Consider the following 20,631-nt stretch of genomic DNA (forward strand, 5'->3'; position numbering starts at 1 on the left):
GGTTCTTGAAATTCCCGCCTGAAAACGCCCCTCACTTGCCTCTAAGCGACATGTTCGTAAAAGAACATGCAATTGCACTCAATTCCTATGCCCGCAGATAAGAGGCGGTGCTATTTTCGGTAACGAAACTGTAACATTCGCATCCGCAGTCAAAACAAGAAATCTGGAGCTCTTGAATGTTTGCTTTCTTCCGTCCTGCCGCACATCAGGCGCCCCTGCCTGAAGAAAAAATAGACAGCACGTACCGACGCCTGCGCTGGCAGATCTTCGCCGGTATTTTCTTCGGTTACGCCGGGTACTACCTGCTGCGCAAAAACTTCTCCCTGGCCATGCCCTACCTGATCGACGAGGGTTACACCCGTGGCCAGCTGGGCCTGGCGATGTCGGCGATCGCGATTGCCTACGGCCTGTCCAAGTTCCTCATGGGCCTGGTGTCCGACCGGTCCAACCCGCGCTACTTCCTGCCCTTCGGCTTGCTGGTGTCCGCCGGGGTGATGTTCATTTTCGGTTTCGCACCTTGGGCGACGTCCAGTGTGACCATGATGTTCATTTTGCTGTTCATCAACGGCTGGGCCCAAGGCATGGGCTGGCCGCCAAGTGGCCGGACCATGGTGCACTGGTGGTCGCAGAAAGAACGCGGCGGCGTGGTTTCCGTGTGGAACGTGGCGCATAACGTCGGCGGTGGCCTGATCGGCCCGCTGTTCCTGCTGGGCATGGCCTGGTTCAACGACTGGCACGCGGCGTTCTACGTCCCGGCCACCGTGGCCCTGCTGGTGGCGGCGTTTGCCTTCATCACCATGCGCGATACCCCGCAATCGGTGGGCCTGCCGCCTATCGAGCAGTACAAGAACGATTACCCGGAAGGCTACGACGCCAGCCACGAAGACGAATTCAGCGCCAAGGAAATCTTCGTCAAGTACGTACTGCGCAACAAAATGCTGTGGTACATCGCCTTCGCCAACGTGTTCGTCTACCTGCTGCGCTACGGCGTGCTGGACTGGGCACCGACGTACCTCAAGGAAGCCAAGCACTTCGACGTGGATAAAACCTCGTGGGCGTACTTCTTCTACGAGTGGGCAGGCATTCCGGGCACGCTGCTGTGCGGCTGGATGTCGGACAAGATCTTCCGTGGCAACCGTGGCCTGACCGGCATTGTGTTCATGGCATTGGTCACCGTGGCGACCCTGGTTTACTGGCTCAACCCGCCGGGCAACCCGATGGTCGACATGATCGCGTTGTTCTCCATCGGCTTCCTGATCTACGGCCCGGTGATGCTGATCGGCCTGCAGGCGCTGGAACTGGCACCGAAGAAAGCCGCCGGTACCGCAGCGGGCTTTACGGGCTTGTTCGGTTACCTGGGTGGCTCGGTGGCTGCGAGTGCGGCCATGGGCTACACCGTTGACCATTTCGGCTGGGACGGCGGTTTTGTACTGCTGATCGGCGCGTGCCTGTTGGCGATTGCGTTCCTGATCCCCACCTTGTGGCACACCAATAGCGTCAGTACCGCACGTTAATCGCAGGCATTGCCTTTGGAACACCGCTTGAGCCGCGCCTCCAGATTCTTGTCTGGCATGGCGTGGCTACGCAGGGCGTTGACGGTCTGCTCGACATAATCGCGCGTAGTGCCGTAACGCCCGCAAGCGCTTTGCAGCACGTGATTGAGCACGATATCGGGCAAGTTGCCGGCATAACTGGGCAGGTGCCGTTCCAGGACAAATCCCAATGCCTGCACCTGGCTGCCATCTTCAAGACGGCAGGTCAGCCAGTGTGGCCGGTAGGAGGGATAAGGCATCTCGCGCTGCCACAGGGCATAAAGCGAAGCCTCCAGTTGATCTTCCGGCAAGCGGTAGGCAAACCCGCTGCACGAGCCGCCGCGATCCAGGCCAAACACCAACCCCGGTATTTCCGGCGTGCCCCGATGCTCGTGAGACCACAGGTACAAGCCCCGGTGATAACCGTGGACCCGTGCCCGCATCCGTTGGGTTGACGAACATTCAGGCCGCCAGATCAGCGAACCGTAAGCGAATAGCCAGACCGGCCCACCCTTGTGCCGGGCCATGGTGGCCTGCATCGAACTCATCAACTGTTCGTGAGTGAGCTGCGGCCCAAGATCGAGCCGCGGAGGGTAAGCCAATTGCAAAAGATCAGATTCAATGGCGGTCATGGCAGATCGCTTAGGTCTCCTTTGTGGTTACGAGAAGCTGTTACCAGTTGTAAGCAACTTTACCGTAATAGAACGCGCCGCTGTAACCGTACGGCGAAAAAGTGCTATAGGCCAAATTGCCACCACTGCTGGCGTAGGCATTGAGCTTTTCCGGGTACTTGTCGGTGACGTTGTCGCCGCCGACGGTGAAGGTCCAGTTTTTCAGCTTGTAGTCGGCCGACAGGTCCAACAGCCAGGCGGCCTTGAAGCTTTGGTCGTTGGTCGGATCTGCCTGGTAGCTGGTAAATGAACCATAGCGCACCAGATTACTGTGCAGCGCCCAATTGCCGAAGCTCAGGTCGTTGCCCAGGCTCAGCTTGTGCTGGGGCGTGGTGTCGCCCAGCAGGCCGATGCGCTCGCGCCGGTCCACCCGAACCAGGCTGGCGCCCAGGCTATCCAGTACAGCCGGGTTGGCTTTTACGTCGGTGACCTTGGTGTGGTTGTAGTTGTAGCCCACGGTGCTGTTCCAGCGCACACCGTTATCCAGCTGGTAGCGGTAGTTGGCCACCAGGTCGATGCCATTAGTGGTGGTGTCGGTGGCGTTAGTGAAGTAACGCACCGTGGTGTAGTTGATGTTGCCCACGCCGTTGGCCTGCAGGTACGCGAGCGCGGCCGGGTTTTTGCTCAGGTCCAGGTTGGAGGACAGGCTGATGCGGTCGCTGATGTCGATACGGTAGACGTCGGCAGTCACAGTCAGGTTGTCAGTTGGTTCCAGCACCAGGCCAAGGCTGTAGTTGCGGGACTTCTCGGCTTTCAGGTCTTCAGCGCCCAACAGGCGTGCCACCTGGCTGTTGGCCGGGAACGTACCGGCTTCCTGGATGGTGTTGCCGATCAATTGCGACGAGGTGTAGGCGAAGTTCTGCTGCGCCAGGGACGGCGCGCGGAAACCGTTGGAAACACTGCCGCGCAAGGCCACTTGCGGGGTGAAGTCGTAGCGGGCCGAGAGCGAGCCGCTGACGTTGGAGCCAAAATCACTGTAGTCCTCGTGACGCACGGCAGCCGAGGCGCTGAGTTTTTCGGTGAAGTTGGTTTCCAGGTCCAGGTACTGCGCCCAGTTATGCCGCGTGCTGGTGCCGGCGTCTGAATCACGGAAGCCGCCCAGGCCCGAACTGCCGGTCTGGTAGTAGGACGCCGGATCACCCGCCTTGATTTGATAACCCTGATCCAGGTATTCACCACCAAACGCCACCGACACCGGATACGGCAACCAGCCCAGGCTGAATTCCCGCGACAGGTCCAGGCTGAGTTGCTTCTGGTCATTGACCAGGGTGCCGTTGTCGAACTTGCGCGGCGTGGCCAGGCCCAGCGAGGTGTTGATGGTTTCGGTGCCGATCTGGTACTGGTTCTTGCCGTAGTTGACCGACACATCGTAGTGCCAGTCATAGGCCAACAACCCGCGCAGGCCAACCGCCAGGGACGTGTCTTCCACGTCGCCGCGAATCAGCGGCAGGTAACCGTTGGGGTTGAGAGCAGGAATGTTGTTGCTCGCGTTGCTGGCCCGATAGAACGCTGCGGTCTCGCCGCGGGTCTTGCTGTAGCCGCCAAACGCGTAGAACTCAGCCGCGTCGCTGAAGGAATAGGCCGAGTTGAGAAACAGCTTGCCCTGGTCGGTAGCCGGTTCGCCCTGGCGGAACACGCGCTGGCCATAGGTCGTAGAACCGACGCTGCCCGGCCGCAAATCCTTGCCGGCGCGGTTGGTGTAATCGTTGTCGGCTCCTTCGGCCGAGATATTGATAAAACCGTTATCCCCCAACGCCACACCGGTGTTGCCGCTGAGGTTGCGCTGGATCCCGTCACCCTTCTTGTACTCGCCGAACTTGCTGGTGATCGAGCCGCCGTGGTCGTCATGCTTGAGGATCACGTTGATCACCCCGGCAATCGCATCCGAGCCATAACGGGCGGAGGCGCCGTCACGCAGCACTTCGATATGGTCCACCGCCGACAGCGGGATCGCATTCAGATCCGCCGGGGCCGAGCCGCGCCCCACGGCGCCGCCGAGGTTGACGAAGGCGCTGGTGTGGCGGCGCTTGCCATTGACCAGCACCAACACTTGGTCCGGCGACAGGCCGCGCAGTTGCGCCGGACGCACCAGTTCGGCGCCGTCTACCAGGCTTGGACGCGGGAAGTTGATGGAAGGAATCAGGCGGGCCAGTACCGCGCCCAATTCATCAGAGCCGGTACTGCGCAAGGTGTCGCCGGAAATCACGTCGATGGGTGACAGCGAAGCACTGGCGGTGCGCTCCTGGGCCCGGGTGCCGGTCACGATGACTGTATCGAGTTTGGGTACATCGGCAGTGGCTGCTTCGGCGGCTGCCACTGGATTGAATCCTACGGCGGTCAGCAAATTAGCCGACAAAATCGCCGTGTACAGCAGGTGCTGCTTGTTGCTCCCCATACCGCTCCCCTTGGAATCAAAAGCCAGAACGTCAATGCTCTGAGCTCATACGATCGATCCGTGTGGCGGACGGTGGCGGTCATTTATTGGTTATTGGCAGATAGTCGGTAGTCCGTTGTCATATAGCTTAATGATATTTATGTAACAAATTAAATACCTTTAAAGAATAAGCGAATGCATAAGCACCGCCCGTCCGCTCATCAGGATTGAGCCGTGCAAGCCCGGTACCTTCAGCGCCCGTTCAGCCTTTACGGGGCTTAAGCCTTCAAAATGGCCATCTGTCACGACCCACTTAGCCGCCCAATCACCGACTATCGAGGTCGCACCATGAAATACCGACTTCCCAGCCTGCTGCTCCTGGCACAGGCCACCACCGCCCTGGCGGTCGAAGCACCGACCCAGGACGAGAAAGGCTTCTGGTATGCGCAGACAAGCGTCTACACCCGGCACTTTGCGCCGGACAAGGATCACAACAACCATCAAGACCTGATCGGCCTGGAACGCAATGAAGCGTCAGGCCTGGTGTATGGCGGGGCAACGTTTCGCAACTCGTTCAGCCAGCGTTCGTACTACGTCTATGCCGGCAAGCGCTACGACATGACCGATTACCCGGTATACCTGAAGCTGACGGGGGGCGTGATCCAGGGCTATCGCGGCAAGTACCGCGACAAGATTCCGCTGAATGGGCTGGGGGTAGCACCCGTGATCATCCCGTCGGTGGGTACTCATTACGGGCCCGTCGCCGCCGAGCTGGTGTTGCTCGGGTTCAATGCGGCGATGGTGACAACCGGGGTGAGGTTTTAAGGACGGGGCGCGTAGGCAAATACGTCAGCGCGCATCTGGTGCGCATCCATGCCGGCGTCGACCAACGCATCCAGCGTGCCATAGATCATTGCCGGTGAACCGCTGGCGTAGACGTGCACGGCCTTGAGGTCGCTGATGTCTTCGCACACCGCTTCATGCAACAGCCCGCAGCGCCCTTCCCAGCCGCAAAGGTCGCTGACCACTTTGTGCAGGAACAGGTTGGGCAGCTGCAGCCACTGGTCCCAGTGCTCGATGTCGTAGAAATCTTCTGGCCGGCGCACACCCCAATACAGGTGAACCGGGTACTTGAAGCCACTGGCGCGGCAGTGTTCGATCAGGCTGTGCATCTGCGCCATGCCGGTACCGGCGGCGATCAGCACCAATGGCCCGTCGGGCAATTCCGCCAGGTGGGTATCGCCAAATGGCAGCTCGATGCGCGCCATCTGGTTGCGCTGCAACTGCTCCAGCAGGCTGCGGGCGCTGTCTTCCCGGGCCAGTACGTGCAGCTCCAGCTCGCGCCCGGCATGGGGCGCCGAGGCCAGGGAGAACGCCGACTTCTCGCCGTTTTCCCGCTCGATCATCAGGTATTGCCCGGCGTGGTAGCGCACCGGTTTGCCGGCCGGAGCCCGCAGGCGCACGCGCCATACGTCACCGCCCACTTCAACGCACTCACTCAGTTGGCAAGACAATTTGCGCACCGGCAACTCTCCCGGCGCCAGCACGCCATCCCACAACACGATGCAATCTTCCAGCGGTTCGGCAATGCAGGTATAGAACTCGCCATGGTCACGCACCTCGCCGGCTTGCTGCACCCGGCCTTCCACCAACAGCGCCGCACACACGTGGCACACGCCATTGCGGCACGCCTGGGGGCAATCGTAGCCCAGGCGTCGCGCGCCCTCGAGGATCCGCTCGCCGGGCGTCAGTTCAAGTACCGCACCGGAAGGCTGCAGGGTTACACGCATCAATCTATTCCTAATTCTTTCCAGAGCGCATCGACACGGGCAGTCACCGCTTCGTCCTTGACGATCACGCGGCCCCATTCACGGGTGGTTTCACCCGGCCATTTATGGGTGGCATCCAGGCCCATTTTCGAACCGAGGCCCGATACCGGCGAGGCGAAGTCGAGGTAGTCGATCGGCGTGTTGTCGATCATCACCGTGTCGCGCTTGGGGTCCATGCGCGTGGTGATGGCCCAGATCACGTCGTTCCAGTCCCGGGCGTTGATGTCGTCGTCGGTGACAATAACGAACTTGGTGTACATGAACTGTCGCAAAAACGACCACACACCCAGCATTACCCGCTTGGCATGGCCCGGGTACGACTTCTTCATCGTCACGATGGCCATGCGATACGAGCAGCCTTCGGGCGGCAGGTAGAAGTCGGTGATTTCCGGAAACTGCTTTTGCAGGATCGGCACAAACACTTCGTTCAGCGCCACGCCGAGGATCGCCGGCTCATCCGGCGGACGGCCGGTGTAGGTGCTGTGGTAGATCGGCTTGATCCGGTGGGTGATGCGCTCCACGGTGAACACCGGGAAGCTGTCCACTTCGTTGTAGTAGCCGGTGTGGTCGCCGTAAGGGCCTTCATCAGCCATTTCGCCCGGATGAATCACCCCTTCAAGGATGATTTCGGCGGTGGCTGGCACTTGCAGGTCGTTGCCGCGGCATTTCACCAGCTCGGTACGGTTGCCACGCAACAGGCCGGCGAAGGCGTACTCGGACAGGCTGTCGGGCACCGGCGTCACGGCGCCAAGGATGGTCGCCGGGTCGGCGCCCAGGGCCACGGATACCGGGAATGGCTGGCCGGGATGCTTTTCGCACCACTCACGGAAATCCAGCGCGCCGCCACGATGGCTCAGCCAGCGCATGATGACCTTGTTGCGGCCAATCACTTGCTGACGGTAGATACCGAGGTTCTGGCGGTCCTTGTTCGGGCCCTTGGTGACGGTCAGGCCCCAGGTGATCAGCGGGCCGACGTCGCCGGGCCAGCAGGTCTGTACGGGCAGCATGCCGAGGTCGACGTCATCGCCTTCGATGACCACTTCCTGGCACACCGCGTCTTTGACGACCTTGGGGGCCATGGCAATGATCTTGCGGAAGATCGGCAGCTTGGACCAGGCATCCTTCAGCCCCTTGGGTGGCTCGGGCTCCTTGAGGAAGGCCAGCAGCTTGCCGATCTCGCGCAGTTCGCTGACCGACTCGGCGCCCATGCCAAACGCCACGCGATCGGGGGTGCCGAACAGGTTGCCGAGCACCGGGATATCAAAGCCCACCGGTTTTTCGAACAGCAACGCCGGGCCCTTGTTGCGCAAGGTGCGGTCGCAAATCTCAGTCATTTCCAGCACCGGGGAAATCGGCACCTGGATACGTTTCAACTCTCCGCGCTGCTCAAGTTGCTGCACGAAATCCCGAAGATCCTTGAATTTCATTAACCATGCCACCCGTAAAATAGGCGTACATCCTACCTGCTCTTACGGTCGCTGGCAGCTTATTGAGCAGCATTGCCGACGACACCGACTCAAAGAGCCGATGCCTGGGTTTCATCTCTCAAGGCCTTGAACAACGGTTCAAGGAACCCCTCGACATACCGCGAACCGACTGCAGAGAGGTGATTGTCGTCGGTGTACAGCGACTGCCCCCCCAGCTCCACACGGCACCAGTCATTCACACTGCATAACTTCGGGGCCGGATCCAGCACCTTCACCCCAGGATCAGCAGCAGCGATTTTTTCGAATACGTGGCTGATATAGGCCTGGCGCTGGAGATGTTCAGCCAGGGGCATTCCCTCTTTGTCGGTGGGCCGGCCGAGCATCGCCAGGCGGCTGAGGCGATAAGGCGCACTGAACTCCTGCAGGGGGACTTCCTTGACCAGCCACACCCGATGGCCACCGGAGCGCAACTGCTGCACAAGGGCACGTATGCTTTCGTCGAAACGCTGCTCGGCGAAGGCCCGGTCATAGGTTCCGGTCTTCGGGTCCAGCAGCGAGAACTCGGTGTCGCCATCGCGCTGCCCATAAACGTACAGGCTCCAGCGCGCCACCAGCACCACGTCGCTAAAGGTTTCCTGGCCCAGCAGTTGGGTGACCTTCTGGTTGAAGCTCAAGCAGCCTGGAACGCTCTCTTTGCGATTAAACGGCAGGCAACCGGCATAACCCGCCTGGGTGACGCTGACCCCGTACTTGCTTGCACCGTCTTGCAATGCCGGAACCAGGGACGTGGCATGACTATCACCCCAAACCAGCGCGCGTGTCGGGCCCGACTGAGGGCCGAAATGACAAAATCCATGGTGGCGATTCTTCCCCCCATCTACCAGGCAGGCCATCAGGTCCGGGCTCCACGTGCGCGCCTGGGCAAATTGCAACGCCTCGGGCGACAGGCGCCAAGGCAAACCCTGCGTCCAGACCAGTCCTTTGCCGAGCAGCCCCACCCCAAGCAGCGCGATACCCGCCACCACCAGGATTTGCTTGCGCCCTGCCAACAACCGACGCTCACGGAACGGCGCCTCGACGAAGCGCCAGGATCCATAACCCAGCACCAGGCTCAACCCAAACAGCGCGCCGAGCTCCCACGGGCCCAGCCCGTCGACACTGGCGTACTTGCCGAACACATACACCGGCCAATGCCACAGGTACCAGGAGTAGGAAATCAGGCCAATCCCCACCAATAGGCGACTGCCCAGCAGCTTGCCCGCCAGGGTGGCTTGCTGGCCGTTGGCCCAGATCAGGCACACCACACCCAGCACCGGCAACAGGGCCGCAGCACCGGGAAACGGGGTGCTCGGGTCATAGGCGAAGACCGCCAGCAGGATCAGGCCAAGGCCGGCAAGACTGACGGCCTGCGCCAAGGCCAGGCTCGCGCGGTACTCGCGTGCCGGGATAACCGCCAGCATGGCACCGGCCAGCAGCTCCCAGGCACGCATCTGCAGCAGGAAAAAGGCTCTTTCCGGAGCGTGAGCGACCGCCCACGCGCTCATCCCGAAAGACACCAGCAACAACACGAACAGCGCTGTACGCCAGTGTTTGAGCCGGCTCGACAGCAGCGTCAGCAGCAGCGGGAAAACAATGTAGAACTGCTCTTCAACTGACAACGACCAGGTATGCAGCAATGGCTTGAGGTCGGAGGCCACGTCAAAATAGCCATCCTGGCGCATGAAAAACAGGTTGGAGATAAACACCACCTGATTGTGCATCGAGCGGCCCAACTCGCTGTAATCCTTGGGCGCCAGCAGAAACCATCCCACCGCCAGCGTGCCGAGCATCATCACGAAGAGCGCCGGCAGGATACGCCGAGCGCGTCGGGCCCAGAATTCGATGAAACTGAACCGCCCCGCCTGACGTTCGCGCCAGATGATCGAGGTGATCAGATAACCGGAGATCACGAAAAAAACGTCGACACCAACAAAACCGCCAGTGAAACCCGGCACACCAAAATGAAACAGCACAACCGCGATAACAGCTATGGCACGCAGGCCGTCAATGTCCCTGCGATAAGCGAGAGTGGTCATAAATCTTGTTATTAGCCCGGTCAGATTGACAGCAAGCGCAGTCACGCTCGCCTTTTGTCTCTAAACAGACACACGCTTGCGCCAAACCTCCCTTTTTTGACACAAAAAAAATGACGCCCCGTGGGGCGCCATTCTTTTGGACCTGAAGCGTCGTGTTACTTGCGCTTCATCGACAAGAAGAACTCGTCGTTGGTCTTGGTGGTTTTCAGCTTGTCGATCAGGAACTCGATGGCTGCAACTTCGTCCATCGGGTGCAGCAGCTTGCGCAGGATCCACATACGCTGCAGTTCGTCGTCGGCGGTCAGCAACTCTTCGCGGCGTGTGCCGGAACGGTTGATGTTGATGGCCGGGAACACACGCTTCTCAGCGATACGACGGTCCAAAGGCAGTTCCATGTTACCGGTACCTTTAAACTCTTCGTAGATCACTTCATCCATCTTCGAGCCGGTTTCAACCAGCGCGGTGGCGATGATGGTCAGCGAGCCGCCTTCTTCGATGTTGCGCGCAGCGCCGAAGAAACGTTTCGGTTTCTCCAGGGCGTGGGCATCTACACCACCGGTGAGCACTTTGCCGGAGCTCGGGATCACGGTGTTGTAGGCACGGGCCAGACGGGTGATGGAGTCGAGCAGGATCACCACGTCTTTCTTGTGTTCGACCAGGCGCTTGGCCTTCTCGATCACCATTTCGGCAACCTGCACGTGGCGGGTTGGCGGCTCATCGAACGTCGAGGCAACCACTTCGCCGCGCACGGTGCGCTGCATTTCGGTCACTTCTTCCGGACGCTCATCGATCAGCAGCACGATCAGGTGAACTTCAGGGTTGTTACGGGCGATGTTCGCTGCGATGTTCTGCAGCATGATGGTCTTACCGGCTTTCGGCGGCGCAACGATCAGGCCGCGCTGGCCTTTACCGATCGGGGCGCACAGGTCGATGACACGACCGGTCAAGTCTTCGGTGGAACCGTTGCCGGCTTCCATCTTCATGCGCACGGTCGGGAACAGCGGGGTCAGGTTCTCGAAGAGAATCTTGTTTTTCGCGTTCTCGGGACGATCGTAGTTGATCGTGTCGACCTTGAGCAGGGCGAAATAACGCTCGCCTTCCTTTGGAGGGCGGATCTTGCCAACGATGGTGTCACCGGTGCGCAAATTGAAGCGACGGATCTGGCTCGGCGAGACGTAGATATCGTCTGGGCCGGCAAGATAGGAGGCGTCTGCAGAGCGGAGGAAGCCGAAGCCGTCCTGGAGAATCTCCAGCACGCCATCACCGGAGATTTCCTCGCCGCTTTTCGCGTGCTTTTTCAGCAGGGAGAAAATCACGTCCTGCTTGCGCGAACGGGCCATATTTTCTATGCCCATCTGTTCGGCCAATTCGAGCAGTTCGGTAATCGGCTTTTGCTTGAGTTCAGTCAGATTCATATAGGAATGACGTAATCATTTATGGAGGGGGGGAAATTAAGCTTTTGGCTTAATGAGGCCGCGCCGCAGAGAAGGCGACAGGATCGCGTACTAATCGAAAAGGAGAGCGTCGGCGACGGCTTGCAGGGGGCAGTGGAGAAACCAGTGCGGGGCCGAATGTACCACCTGAGTTTCAGAGCGTCTAGCCCTGTTTCACGAAAAAGCCCCGCAATTTGCGGGGCTTTTTGAGGACGCTTAGATGTTGGCGTCGAGGAAAGCTTGCAGCTGGGACTTCGACAGCGCGCCGACCTTGGTGGCTTCGACGTTGCCGTTCTTGAACAGCATCAGGGTCGGGATACCACGCACGCCGTGCTTGGCCGGGGTTTCCTGGTTGTCGTCGATGTTCAGCTTGGCGATGGTCAGCTTGCCTTCATAAGTGGTAGCAATGTCGTCCAGGACCGGAGCGATCATTTTGCAAGGACCGCACCACTCAGCCCAGTAGTCAACCAGCACCGGGCCCTGGGCCTTCAGTACTTCGGCCTCAAAGGTCGCGTCGGTGACGTGCTTGATAAGATCGTTGCTCATGGATGTCTCCGGGTTGTAAGCAAAAAAAACGTTGCCCATCATAGCCGCCCTTCCCGCGTTCAGGAAGCCGCAGCTGATTGACTCTTCCTATGATGGCGCATGAGTTTGGGTATAGCCCAACTCAAGGGGTCACGGGAGTGATGAAGGCAATGCCGGTGCGCAGCGCGGCGTTACGTACGTGCTCCTGCATGCTTTTCTGCGCCGCCCCGCTGGCGCGCCGGGCCAGTGCACGGAGGATCTTGCGGTGCTCCTGCCAGGTCTCCATGGCCCGTTCCGGCCGGATGAACGGTAGCTTCTGACTCTCCAGGAACACCTCGGCACTGGCACTGAGGATGCTCACCATCGCCTGATTGCCGCTGGCCAGCAGGATGCGCTGGTGGAATTCGAAGTCCAGCCGCGCCGCCGCTTCAAAGTCCAAGGCCTTGAGCTCCTTGCGCATCGCCTCGACATTATCTTCCAGGATGTCCAGCTCCCCGGTGGTCAACGTCACGGCTGCCAGCCCCGCCGCAAAGCCTTCCAGGGCGTAGCGCAGCTGAAAAATATCCAGCGGCGTCGCCTGCGCCGTAAACGGCCAGGCCAAACCCGGGGGCTCTTCAGCCGCCTGGACGAACACACCCTTGCCCGGCTGCACACTCACCACGCCCAAGGCACTGAGGGATGACAAGGCTTCACGCAACGAGGCCCGGCTCACGCCCAATTGCAGCGCCAAATCGCGCTGGGAGGGCAATGCATCGCCCGGCCCGAAGCCCTCGTCAGCGATCAATTTGCGGATGGCCTGTAGCGCCACTTCCGGTACGGCTTGGGCGATGGAATTCATAAAAACTCAAGTTTCCAGTCAACTGAGCAGCTAGTTGTAAAGCTATTCACGGCGCCCGGCAAGCCACGCCCCAAAGGGGCTCGCGGGTTTTTGGCGACGCTCGAAAAGGGTGCAGAAAGCGCAGCAACTGTTCAGACCAGTAAGACCGCCAGAACTCAATGACTACCGGCCTCTGCGGTCATTAAGGCAGTGCTGGCATGGGCTGTGCACTGGCGAAACTCAGAAAATCCTTTCGTCCTTTTCGGAGAGTTGCCATGACCAAGCGTTGCAGCGCCCTGCTCACTGCCCTGTTTGCCAGCCTGATGCTGAGCCAGGCGCCCGCCCAGGCCAACGGTCTGGACGATATCGTCGCCCGTGGCACCCTCAAGGTGGCCGTACCTCAGGATTTCCCACCGTTCGGCTCGGTAGGCCCCGACATGAAGCCCCGTGGCCTGGACATCGACACCGCAAAACTGCTGGCCGACCAGCTCAAGGTCAAACTTGAACTGACCCCGGTCAACAGCACCAACCGCATTCCGTTCCTCACCACCGGCAAGGTCGACCTGGTGATTTCCAGCCTGGGCAAGAACCCCGAGCGCGAGAAGGTCATCGACTTCTCCAAGGCCTACGCGCCGTTCTACCTCGCCGTATTCGGCCCGCCGGATGCGCCGATCAGCACCGTTGACGACCTCAAGGGCAAAACCATCAGCGTGACCCGTGGCGCCATCGAGGACATCGAGCTGACTGCCGTTGCCCCGAAGGAAGCCACGATCAAACGTTTTGAGGACAACAACTCGACCATCGCCGCCTACCTGGCCGGCCAGGTGGACCTGATTGCCAGCGGCAACGTGGTGATGGTGGCCATCAGCGAGCGCAATCCCAAGCGCGTACCTGCACTGAAAGTGAAGCTCAAGGACTCGCCGGTGTACGTGGGCGTGAACAAGAACGAGCCGGCGCTGCTGGACAAGGTCAACCAGATCCTGGTCGCGGCCAAGGCCGACGGCAGCCTGGAAAAGAATGCAATGCAGTGGCTCAAAGAGCCGCTGCCGGCTGATCTCTGATCGCGGTAACGAGGGTTACACATGGCCTATCAATTCGACTTTGTGCCGGTGCTGGCCAATACCGATCTGTTGCTGCGCGGCGCGCTGTTCACCCTTGAGCTGACCGCCATCGGCGCGGTGCTGGGGGTGGCGCTGGGAATCGTTGGCGCCGTGGTGCGGGCGTGGAAGATCCAGCCCTTCAGCTGGATCTTCGGGGTGTATGTCGAGTTGATCCGCAACACGCCGTTCCTGGTGCAGTTGTTTTTCATCTTCTTCGGCCTGCCGTCCCTCGGACTGAAAATCACCGAATGGCAAGCAGCTGTGCTGGCGATGGTGATCAACCTGGGGGCTTACTCCACAGAGATCATCCGCGCCGGGATCCAGGCGATCCCTCGCGGCCAACTGGAAGCAGCGGCCGCACTGGCGATGACGCGTTTCGAGGCGTTCCGCCATGTGGTGTTGCTGCCGGCGCTGGGCAAGGTCTGGCCCGCCCTGAGCAGCCAGATCATCATCGTGATGCTCGGTTCGGCGGTCTGCTCACAGATCGCTACTGAAGAGCTGAGCTTTGCCGCCAACTTTATCCAGTCGCGCAACTTCCGCGCGTTTGAAACCTACGCGCTGACGACCTTGGTCTACCTGTGCATGGCGCTGATGATCCGCCAACTGCTGAACTGGATCGGTCGACGCTACGTGATGAGGAACGCCCGATGAGTGATTTTTCCTTCTGGGACATCGTGCGCAACCTGCTCACCGGTTTGCAGTGGACGTTGTTGTTGTCGCTGGTGGCGTTTATTGGCGGCGGCGTGATCGGTTTGCTGGTGATGACGATGCGCATCAGCCGCAAAGCGTTCCCGCGCAACCTCGCCCGTACCTACATTGAACTGTTCCAGGGCACGCCGCTGTTGATGCAGTTGTTCCTGGTGTTTTTCGGTGTCGCCTTGCTTGGGGTGGACATTTCACCCTGGCTGGCGGCGGCGATTGCCTTGACCCTGTTTACCAGCGCCTACCTGGCCGAGATCTGGCGCGGCTGCGTCGACTCCATCGCCCACGGGCAATGGGAGGCGTCCGCGAGCCTGGCCCTCAACCCGCTCGAGCAATTGCGCTACGTGATCCTGCCCCAGGCCCTGCGCATTGCCGTGGCGCCAACCGTGGGTTTCTCGGTGCAAGTGGTCAAAGGCACCGCCGTGACCTCGATTATCGGTTTTACCGAGCTGACCAAAACCGGCGGCATGCTCGCCAACGCTACCTTCGAACCCTTCATGGTCTATGGCCTGGTGGCGCTGGGTTACTTCCTGCTCTGCTACCCGTTGTCCCTCAGTGCGCGCTACCTGGAAAGGAGACTGCATGCCTCTGCTTAGAATTTCCGCCCTGCATAAGTATTACGGCGATCACCACGTACTCAAGGGCATCGACCTGAGTGTCGAAGAAGGCCAGGTGGTGGCGATCATCGGCCGCAGCGGCTCGGGTAAATCCACCTTGCTGCGCACCCTCAATGGCCTGGAATCGATCAACGACGGAGTGATCGAAGTCGACGGTGAATACCTCGATGCCGCCCGTGCCGACCTGCGTACCTTGCGCCAGAAGGTCGGCATGGTGTTCCAGCAGTTCAACCTGTTCCCGCACCTGACCGTGGGGGAGAACGTCATGCTAGCTCCGCAAGTGGTGCAGAAAGTACCCAGGGCCAAGGCCGCGCAACTGGCGCGGCAGATGCTCGAGCGGGTGGGACTGGGGGAGAAGTTCGACGCCTTTCCCGATCGCCTGTCCGGCGGGCAGCAGCAGCGTGTAGCCATTGCCCGGGCACTGGCGATGTCGCCCAAGGTGTTGCTGTGCGATGAAATCACCTCGGCCCTGGACCCGGAGTTGGTCAACGAAGTGCTCAGCGTGGTGCGCCAATTGGCCAAGGATGGCATGACCCTGATAATGGTCACCCATGAGATGCGGTTTGCCCGGGAAGTGGGTGACAAACTGGTGTTCATGCACCAGGGCAAGGTGCACGAAGTCGGCGACCCGAAAGTCCTGTTTGCCAACCCGCAGACGGCCGAGCTGGCCAATTTTATTGGCTCAGTGGAGCACACGGCCTGACACATCAGGCCCCAGGAGCCCACTCAAAACCTCCCTGCCCTTCAAATATCGTCTCATCCCTTACTGCCTGTAAGGCAGGCAGGAAGGTCTCGACGTTGACCACGGCAGTAAAGCGGCGCCCCTGCACAGGCATACCGGCCGCCTGTGCAACAAGCGCATGGCCTGGCAACAATTGCCCGGTCGCGGGCTCGCCTGGCAAGCGTGACATCGCCAGTTCAACGGCTTTTCCATCGACTTGAGCGGATTGCAGACTCAGGGTGAAATGCCCCTGGCGCCCAAACCGAAACCCCTGTGCGCCAGCGGGTATGCCCGTAAACCGCAGCGCCATGGATACCGGTTCCTCACAGGCAATGCTCAGGCGCAGGGTGCGCTTGCCCAGAGCGAGCTGCGGCTGACCGGCCGGCATATCCAACCGCTCGGCTCGGCGGATCAAGCCGTAATCAACCCGAGGCTGACTCAAGGACACACGACAGTTATCGGCCCGGGCCTCATTGGCCAACATCACCACAAAAAGCAGCACATAGAGGAAAAGCCCGTAACGCAAGCGTCCCCATTCAAAACACTTCGCTGGCTCACCGGGCACGGCAGATTGCCGAAGCTGTTTCGTAGAATTTGTCGTCATTGGATTCAGGCTCAAGGTTCAGTTGCAACTCGCAGGTGGTTGAGTCCGGCAAGGAGATACTCAGCGTGCGGGACTCATCCAGGCTGTTTAGAAAAACTGCGCCCTCGCCCACTACGCTGGTCAGGAAAGCATTGTTGCTGTCGAATACCGAGGCCCCTTGCGGCAAAGGGTGTCCATGCTCGTCACGAACCTCAAGTAATAAACGTCGCACTTTCACCACCTCAAAATCGACCGTATTGAAAGAGCCGCGTCCGGCAGAAAGGACCTTGGTACCGTTTTTCAGATCAACGCGCTTGGGCAGGGATTGGGTTTGCACTTCAACCTGGCTGCGGTGATAGGCAGGCAGGCCTGCGATCACCGCCTGCCCCCGATAATCGGTCCAAACGGGACCCTGCGGCGTCGAAATCTTGGCCGCCCCGACATCGCCCACCGAGACGATTCCAAAGGTGTCCTGGATGGCGTAGGGCGAGAACGTCATGCCCCGCTCGTGAGCCACCACGCCGCCTTGCAATTGACCGGTGTAACCGGTGCCCAATGAGTCACGCTGCACGCCTAACCCAAGCTGGGTGTAACGCGGCATCGCATTCACACGGGCTTGAACAGACTCCGTACCGCTTGCCTGCTCACGTGCAACACCTACTTCATAGTTCACGTAATCGTTGATCCGATCACTGAACGCGGTTCCAAGATCGACCCTGTCACCACGCCGACTGGCATAAGACGTGACACGGCGATCCCCACCAAACGGCACCGTGACCTGCAACCGAAGCGAAAGCCCCTTGTCGGACACATCACTGCGCTCATCACGCTGGGTGTTTTTGATCTTGCGCGGCCGAGAGCCGCCCACCCGGGAGTCCGCAATCAATGCCACCTGGGTGCCATTGAATGCCTGATTCCATGAGGCAAATACGTGCTCGGCCGATTGACCATCAAATTGTGAGTTGCGAGAGTAGCTGACGGAGAAGCCTCCCAAGGACCGATCTGCCCAGCTCAAACCCAGCGTGTATTGATTCTTGAAACGGGTATCCAACAGGTCATTACGCGTCGATTGCCCCGCTTCCAGTACCTCCCGATAGCCCCGCGTCTGGGTAGTGGCACTCAAGCTCATTTCAATGCCGGCAACCAGCGGACTGCCCACGGAAATGGAACTGCGAGCCCCGCTAACATCACCCTGGCCATCGCGTGACAGGTTCTGGCGCACGCCAAGCGAAAGGCGCTGGAAAAATACACTGCTCAACACTCCCCCCGCCGCCTGGTATTCGTCGGTACTCAGCAGGCCGAAGCCCAATGACGAGTCCCGCCCCATGCCCCAAGTCCCGCTTCCCATCGCTACGACCGGCGACTCCCCTGCATCCTGCGTTGCCCCACGCACCTTACCCAAGGAGAAGTAATAACCGGGCACTACCGGTACCCCACTCGCAAAGGACGCAGCGGGTACGGTGAAGCTATGTCTACCGCCGCGGGTACCAATGACACTGACCTCAAGATCACTGGTGCCATTGAGCAGTGGTAACCCGCTCAAGGCGAACGGGCCTTCCGGCACCAGTGTCGTATGGATCAGCACCCCAGCCTGGCGCACCTCAACCCGGGACGGGTTTTGGGCCAATCCTTCGACCACCACACGGCTGCCACCACCCGGACTGCGCGACTGGCCATCGGGTGAGAGCTGGAAACCAGACATCTGTAACCCACCGAACAACGGATTGTTGCTGGAAATCTGCCCGACCTGGAACGTTGACTTCAGGGATACGAAATCGCGTTGGGCGTACGCATTCACATGCTCGGTACTGCTCTTGCCATTGTCGGAGACATAGAACTGGCGGCTGCGAACAATCCAGTTCCCGATGTTGAATCCCGCCTCGGTGTAGGCGGAAACGGAGCGCGAAGAGCCGCTTTCGAAGCGGTCCTCGAACCCCTGAACATCGTAATTGAACAAGGCTGCTGATCCGCCCCGGGAAAAACTCCCGGCTTCCCACTCGGGATCACGTATTGACTGAGTGGGCACGACCAGCAAGACCTCATCGCTCCCGGGACGCAACCTGACGATCGTCGCGGGGTACTCGCCAAGAAAGTCATGACACGCCTGATCGGGAGCAGTGCCCTGTCGGATGACGGCGACTGGCACCCTTAAACCGGCTTTTTCCAAAAGTCCCGGGGTAAAACACAGCTGTCCCTGGTAGTCGAAGCGCGCCTCCACCAGGCCTAATGAGTTACCGTTGACCTGCAGCCCTACCACATGAGCGCCCTCGCGGAATCGCGCTGCGCTGCGAAAGTAGTGGGCCACCTTCGGGTCGATTCCGTTCGCCGACAAAACGGCGAGATCAAAGCCCTCCCCCAACTCAAGCGCCTGTGCCGGAACGCTCCACAGCGTTGCCAGGCCGATAAAGATTCCAGAACCGCAAGCCCGGGAAACCGAGGTTCGCGCAGGCAGTACAGACAGGTCCAAACAGTTTGCATGGGTAGCGACTCTCATAGACCGATCAGCCCGCCTCGACTACAACGGAGGCTTCGTAGGCGGTCGCCGAATAGCCGTAAACGGTCGCCGGCTGAATTTCAATACCACTGACCTGGGCCACCGCCCCTTCGATGCTGGTCGATAACACCTCGCCCGGCAGGATATAAGTACGCGGCAATATCGCCGGGTGCCTTGACGGCAGGAGGTGCACCTCCAGTCCCATCCGAACCACGTAAGCACTGTCGTTATGAACCGTCAGCCGATCGCCCCGCAGCTTCCACTTCAGCAACTTCCATGGCTCTTGATTCCGTGGCAAGCCTTTGGGGTGCAGGATCAACGGCAAATCCTGTCGAATGGTAATGCCAATTGTCGCGCGCCCTTCTGCCCGGGCCTGTGGAATCCCTTCAAAGGTGACACGCTTCAAACGCTGAGTCTTGAGCGGCTCCTTCAGGGTACTGATAAACCGCACGAGTTGTGTTTCGCCAGGCTCGACACGGGCGATAGGTGGCGTAACGATCAACAGCGGCGCCAAGTCTTCCGGAACGTTCTGAATGACCGAGTGAAGTAACGCCGGAGCAGCGTCCGTGTTTTTTATATTGATGGTTGCCTCGCCATTTTCTTCATAAACAATAACGACAGACGTCTCGGGCTCCATTCCGTCTGCCATCACACCGCAACTAACAAAAAAAGAAAGGCTCGCACACGAGAACAGGGTAATAACCGTGTTTAAAAGACGACTCATCAAACTCTACCCGCAAACAAATAAAGCACCGTTGATAACTACGAAGCACATTTAGGCGCATAAACAACCAGCACAAAGCTGTGGCGCATGTCCACATGCCAAATGCTGGTCGTGTTTATATCGTTAGATCCGAGTCACCACCAAAGTGGCAAGTCCATTCAACGGAATATCTCTACTAAGGTCCAACGCACTGCCACGATTGATAACGGCCCTGACTACGAGGGTGCCGGTAACTGAAGTGACCGAGGCTGGAGTGGGGCTGGTATTACGGCTCCAGGAGTGCTGGTAAGGCTGCTTGTCTACCCTGCCATCGCTGCTGTACACCCACGCGCCACTTGAACTGGCCCTTTTAAGCGGATACAGGGCGGTGCCCGCGCTGGTCAAATTGGACAGCCTGACCGAATACCCGCCGGTACGGTTGGTCCCGACCATGCCCAGGCCAAAATTCTGGCTCTCCGGAAAGCCGGTTCCCAGAATACCGGCCACTGTACTGGTTGCCTGCGAGTCCGTAACGGACAGTGCCATCTGAGCAGCAGCCGTTCCACAGTTGACGGTCAGGGGTAGCGTCTTTTCTTGCAGGGGAAGAAAAGAGGATGGCGGGATGCTCGACGCATTGATCGTACCGTAATCAACAGTGCCGCCACTGGCGCCGAGGCCTACCGTGCAGGCCGCTGGCTTAATGGTGCCGATAACCCTCAGGTTCCCGGAGCCACTTGTATCTGCTTGAGCACCCATACTGGCCGCCAAGCACACAATACCTATTGCCAAACCAAATTGTTTTTTCATGTTCATCCTGTCACTGAAAGTTATCAGGTGCATTTGGTTCACCGGGCAACTCCATGCCCAACAACTATCGACCTTGATAAGCGAACTACAAATAAATAACACCACGGCACAATCGCCGAGTGACAGTCTCTCTCGTTAGTACCAAAAGAAAGAATGAGACGACGCCTGATCTAATGTAAGAGCCGTAAAAAAATAATGCCCCTTTAAGTCATCCCGGCAGT

18 protein-coding genes are annotated in these 20,631 nt (G+C 59.5%); 6 read left to right on the forward strand and 12 right to left on the reverse strand.

Going from position 1 to position 20,631, the window contains the following annotated elements; all coding sequences use genetic code 11:
* The first annotated feature begins 176 nt into the window (after positions 1-176).
* Positions 177-1,514: a glycerol-3-phosphate transporter gene (glpT, locus tag V3W39_RS08725; RefSeq protein WP_088422139.1), complete on the forward strand. Its 1,338-nt coding sequence runs from the start codon at positions 177-179 to the stop codon at positions 1,512-1,514.
* Here glpT and V3W39_RS08730 read toward each other — a convergent pair.
* Together V3W39_RS08730 and V3W39_RS08735 are read right to left on the reverse strand one after the other, a co-directional pair.
* Positions 1,511-2,164 (reverse strand): gamma-glutamylcyclotransferase, encoded by a 654-nt coding sequence (locus V3W39_RS08730; RefSeq protein WP_177043783.1) that lies wholly within the window; start codon positions 2,162-2,164, stop codon positions 1,511-1,513. The two genes, glpT and V3W39_RS08730, sit on opposite strands and share 4 nt — an antisense overlap.
* A 40-nt stretch (positions 2,165-2,204) precedes the next feature.
* On the reverse strand, positions 2,205-4,598 hold the full coding sequence (locus V3W39_RS08735) for a TonB-dependent receptor plug domain-containing protein (RefSeq protein ID WP_177043782.1): 2,394 nt from the start codon (positions 4,596-4,598) through the stop codon (positions 2,205-2,207).
* A gap of 327 nt (positions 4,599-4,925) precedes the next feature.
* Between V3W39_RS08735 and V3W39_RS08740 the strand changes: the two genes are divergently transcribed.
* Positions 4,926-5,402, forward strand: a complete 477-nt coding sequence (locus V3W39_RS08740) for a sn-glycerol-3-phosphate transporter (protein WP_177079194.1) — start codon at positions 4,926-4,928, stop codon at positions 5,400-5,402.
* Here the strand turns inward: V3W39_RS08740 and V3W39_RS08745 are convergent.
* From V3W39_RS08745 to V3W39_RS08770, 6 genes are all read right to left on the reverse strand, one after another.
* Positions 5,399-6,367 (reverse strand): CDP-6-deoxy-delta-3,4-glucoseen reductase, encoded by a 969-nt coding sequence (locus tag V3W39_RS08745; protein ID WP_330212506.1) that lies wholly within the window; start codon positions 6,365-6,367, stop codon positions 5,399-5,401. The two genes, V3W39_RS08740 and V3W39_RS08745, sit on opposite strands and share 4 nt — an antisense overlap.
* Positions 6,367-7,833: a 4-hydroxy-3-polyprenylbenzoate decarboxylase gene (gene ubiD, locus V3W39_RS08750; protein ID WP_177128922.1), complete on the reverse strand. Its 1,467-nt coding sequence runs from the start codon at positions 7,831-7,833 to the stop codon at positions 6,367-6,369. Before ubiD ends, V3W39_RS08745 begins: the two co-directional genes overlap by 1 nt.
* Positions 7,834-7,922: 89 nt before the next feature.
* Positions 7,923-9,908 carry an acyltransferase family protein gene (locus tag V3W39_RS08755; RefSeq protein WP_177043779.1) on the reverse strand — a complete coding sequence of 662 codons (1,986 nt, stop codon included), beginning with the start codon at positions 9,906-9,908 and terminating at the stop codon, positions 7,923-7,925.
* Positions 9,909-10,063: 155 nt separating this feature from the next.
* Complete coding sequence (gene rho / locus V3W39_RS08760) at positions 10,064-11,323, reverse strand: transcription termination factor Rho (protein ID WP_008438874.1); 1,260 nt, start codon at positions 11,321-11,323, stop codon at positions 10,064-10,066.
* Between the two features lie 234 nt (positions 11,324-11,557).
* A complete protein-coding gene (gene trxA, locus V3W39_RS08765; RefSeq protein ID WP_003213989.1) occupies positions 11,558-11,887 on the reverse strand; it encodes a thioredoxin TrxA in 330 nt (109 codons plus the stop codon).
* A 121-nt stretch (positions 11,888-12,008) separates the two neighbouring features.
* Entirely contained in the window at positions 12,009-12,704 is a 696-nt protein-coding gene (locus tag V3W39_RS08770) for a FadR/GntR family transcriptional regulator (protein WP_177043778.1), read from the reverse strand.
* Between the two features lie 254 nt (positions 12,705-12,958).
* Between V3W39_RS08770 and V3W39_RS08775 the strand changes: the two genes are divergently transcribed.
* The 4 genes from V3W39_RS08775 to V3W39_RS08790 are packed head-to-tail and all read left to right on the forward strand — an operon-like array spanning position 12,959 to position 15,805.
* Positions 12,959-13,744, forward strand: coding sequence for a transporter substrate-binding domain-containing protein (locus V3W39_RS08775; RefSeq protein ID WP_017476630.1), 786 nt, complete (start codon positions 12,959-12,961; stop codon positions 13,742-13,744).
* A gap of 21 nt (positions 13,745-13,765) precedes the next feature.
* Positions 13,766-14,434, forward strand: coding sequence for an amino acid ABC transporter permease (locus V3W39_RS08780; protein WP_003213995.1), 669 nt, complete (start codon positions 13,766-13,768; stop codon positions 14,432-14,434).
* Positions 14,431-15,081 carry an amino acid ABC transporter permease gene (locus V3W39_RS08785; protein ID WP_177043777.1) on the forward strand — a complete coding sequence of 217 codons (651 nt, stop codon included), beginning with the start codon at positions 14,431-14,433 and terminating at the stop codon, positions 15,079-15,081. Before V3W39_RS08780 ends, V3W39_RS08785 begins: the two co-directional genes overlap by 4 nt.
* Positions 15,068-15,805 carry an amino acid ABC transporter ATP-binding protein gene (locus tag V3W39_RS08790; RefSeq protein WP_177043776.1) on the forward strand — a complete coding sequence of 246 codons (738 nt, stop codon included), beginning with the start codon at positions 15,068-15,070 and terminating at the stop codon, positions 15,803-15,805. Before V3W39_RS08785 ends, V3W39_RS08790 begins: the two co-directional genes overlap by 14 nt.
* A 4-nt stretch (positions 15,806-15,809) precedes the next feature.
* Here V3W39_RS08790 and V3W39_RS08795 read toward each other — a convergent pair whose 3' ends face one another.
* From V3W39_RS08795 to V3W39_RS08810, 4 genes are all read right to left on the reverse strand, one after another.
* Positions 15,810-16,427, reverse strand: a complete 618-nt coding sequence (locus V3W39_RS08795; protein ID WP_177119998.1) for a hypothetical protein — start codon at positions 16,425-16,427, stop codon at positions 15,810-15,812.
* Positions 16,378-18,867 carry a fimbria/pilus outer membrane usher protein gene (locus V3W39_RS08800; protein ID WP_330212611.1) on the reverse strand — a complete coding sequence of 830 codons (2,490 nt, stop codon included), beginning with the start codon at positions 18,865-18,867 and terminating at the stop codon, positions 16,378-16,380. Before V3W39_RS08800 ends, V3W39_RS08795 begins: the two co-directional genes overlap by 50 nt.
* A 40-nt stretch (positions 18,868-18,907) precedes the next feature.
* Positions 18,908-19,624, reverse strand: coding sequence for a fimbria/pilus chaperone family protein (locus V3W39_RS08805; protein WP_330212507.1), 717 nt, complete (start codon positions 19,622-19,624; stop codon positions 18,908-18,910).
* Positions 19,625-19,747: 123 nt separating this feature from the next.
* Complete coding sequence (locus V3W39_RS08810) at positions 19,748-20,410, reverse strand: DUF1120 domain-containing protein (protein ID WP_177079188.1); 663 nt, start codon at positions 20,408-20,410, stop codon at positions 19,748-19,750.
* Positions 20,411-20,631 lie beyond the last annotated feature (221 nt).

It is taken from the genome of Pseudomonas sp. Z18(2022), assembly GCF_036346535.1.
GTDB lineage: Bacteria > Pseudomonadota > Gammaproteobacteria > Pseudomonadales > Pseudomonadaceae > Aquipseudomonas > Aquipseudomonas yamanorum_A.

Bases quoted from the DNA above. Each gene is read 5' to 3' on its own strand.
- glpT (WP_088422139.1), top strand. From the start codon at position 177: ATGTTTGCTTTCTTCCGTCCTGCCGCACATCAGGCGCCCCTGCCTGAA.
- V3W39_RS08730 (WP_177043783.1), bottom strand. From the start codon at position 2,164: ATGACCGCCATTGAATCTGATCTTTTGCAATTGGCTTACCCTCCGCGG.
- V3W39_RS08735 (WP_177043782.1), bottom strand. From the start codon at position 4,598: ATGGGGAGCAACAAGCAGCACCTGCTGTACACGGCGATTTTGTCGGCT.
- V3W39_RS08740 (WP_177079194.1), top strand. From the start codon at position 4,926: ATGAAATACCGACTTCCCAGCCTGCTGCTCCTGGCACAGGCCACCACC.
- V3W39_RS08745 (WP_330212506.1), bottom strand. From the start codon at position 6,367: ATGCGTGTAACCCTGCAGCCTTCCGGTGCGGTACTTGAACTGACGCCC.
- ubiD (WP_177128922.1), bottom strand. From the start codon at position 7,833: ATGAAATTCAAGGATCTTCGGGATTTCGTGCAGCAACTTGAGCAGCGC.
- V3W39_RS08755 (WP_177043779.1), bottom strand. From the start codon at position 9,908: ATGACCACTCTCGCTTATCGCAGGGACATTGACGGCCTGCGTGCCATA.
- rho (WP_008438874.1), bottom strand. From the start codon at position 11,323: ATGAATCTGACTGAACTCAAGCAAAAGCCGATTACCGAACTGCTCGAA.
- trxA (WP_003213989.1), bottom strand. From the start codon at position 11,887: ATGAGCAACGATCTTATCAAGCACGTCACCGACGCGACCTTTGAGGCC.
- V3W39_RS08770 (WP_177043778.1), bottom strand. From the start codon at position 12,704: ATGAATTCCATCGCCCAAGCCGTACCGGAAGTGGCGCTACAGGCCATC.
- V3W39_RS08775 (WP_017476630.1), top strand. From the start codon at position 12,959: ATGACCAAGCGTTGCAGCGCCCTGCTCACTGCCCTGTTTGCCAGCCTG.
- V3W39_RS08780 (WP_003213995.1), top strand. From the start codon at position 13,766: ATGGCCTATCAATTCGACTTTGTGCCGGTGCTGGCCAATACCGATCTG.
- V3W39_RS08785 (WP_177043777.1), top strand. From the start codon at position 14,431: ATGAGTGATTTTTCCTTCTGGGACATCGTGCGCAACCTGCTCACCGGT.
- V3W39_RS08790 (WP_177043776.1), top strand. From the start codon at position 15,068: ATGCCTCTGCTTAGAATTTCCGCCCTGCATAAGTATTACGGCGATCAC.
- V3W39_RS08795 (WP_177119998.1), bottom strand. From the start codon at position 16,427: ATGACGACAAATTCTACGAAACAGCTTCGGCAATCTGCCGTGCCCGGT.
- V3W39_RS08805 (WP_330212507.1), bottom strand. From the start codon at position 19,624: ATGAGTCGTCTTTTAAACACGGTTATTACCCTGTTCTCGTGTGCGAGC.
- V3W39_RS08810 (WP_177079188.1), bottom strand. From the start codon at position 20,410: ATGAAAAAACAATTTGGTTTGGCAATAGGTATTGTGTGCTTGGCGGCC.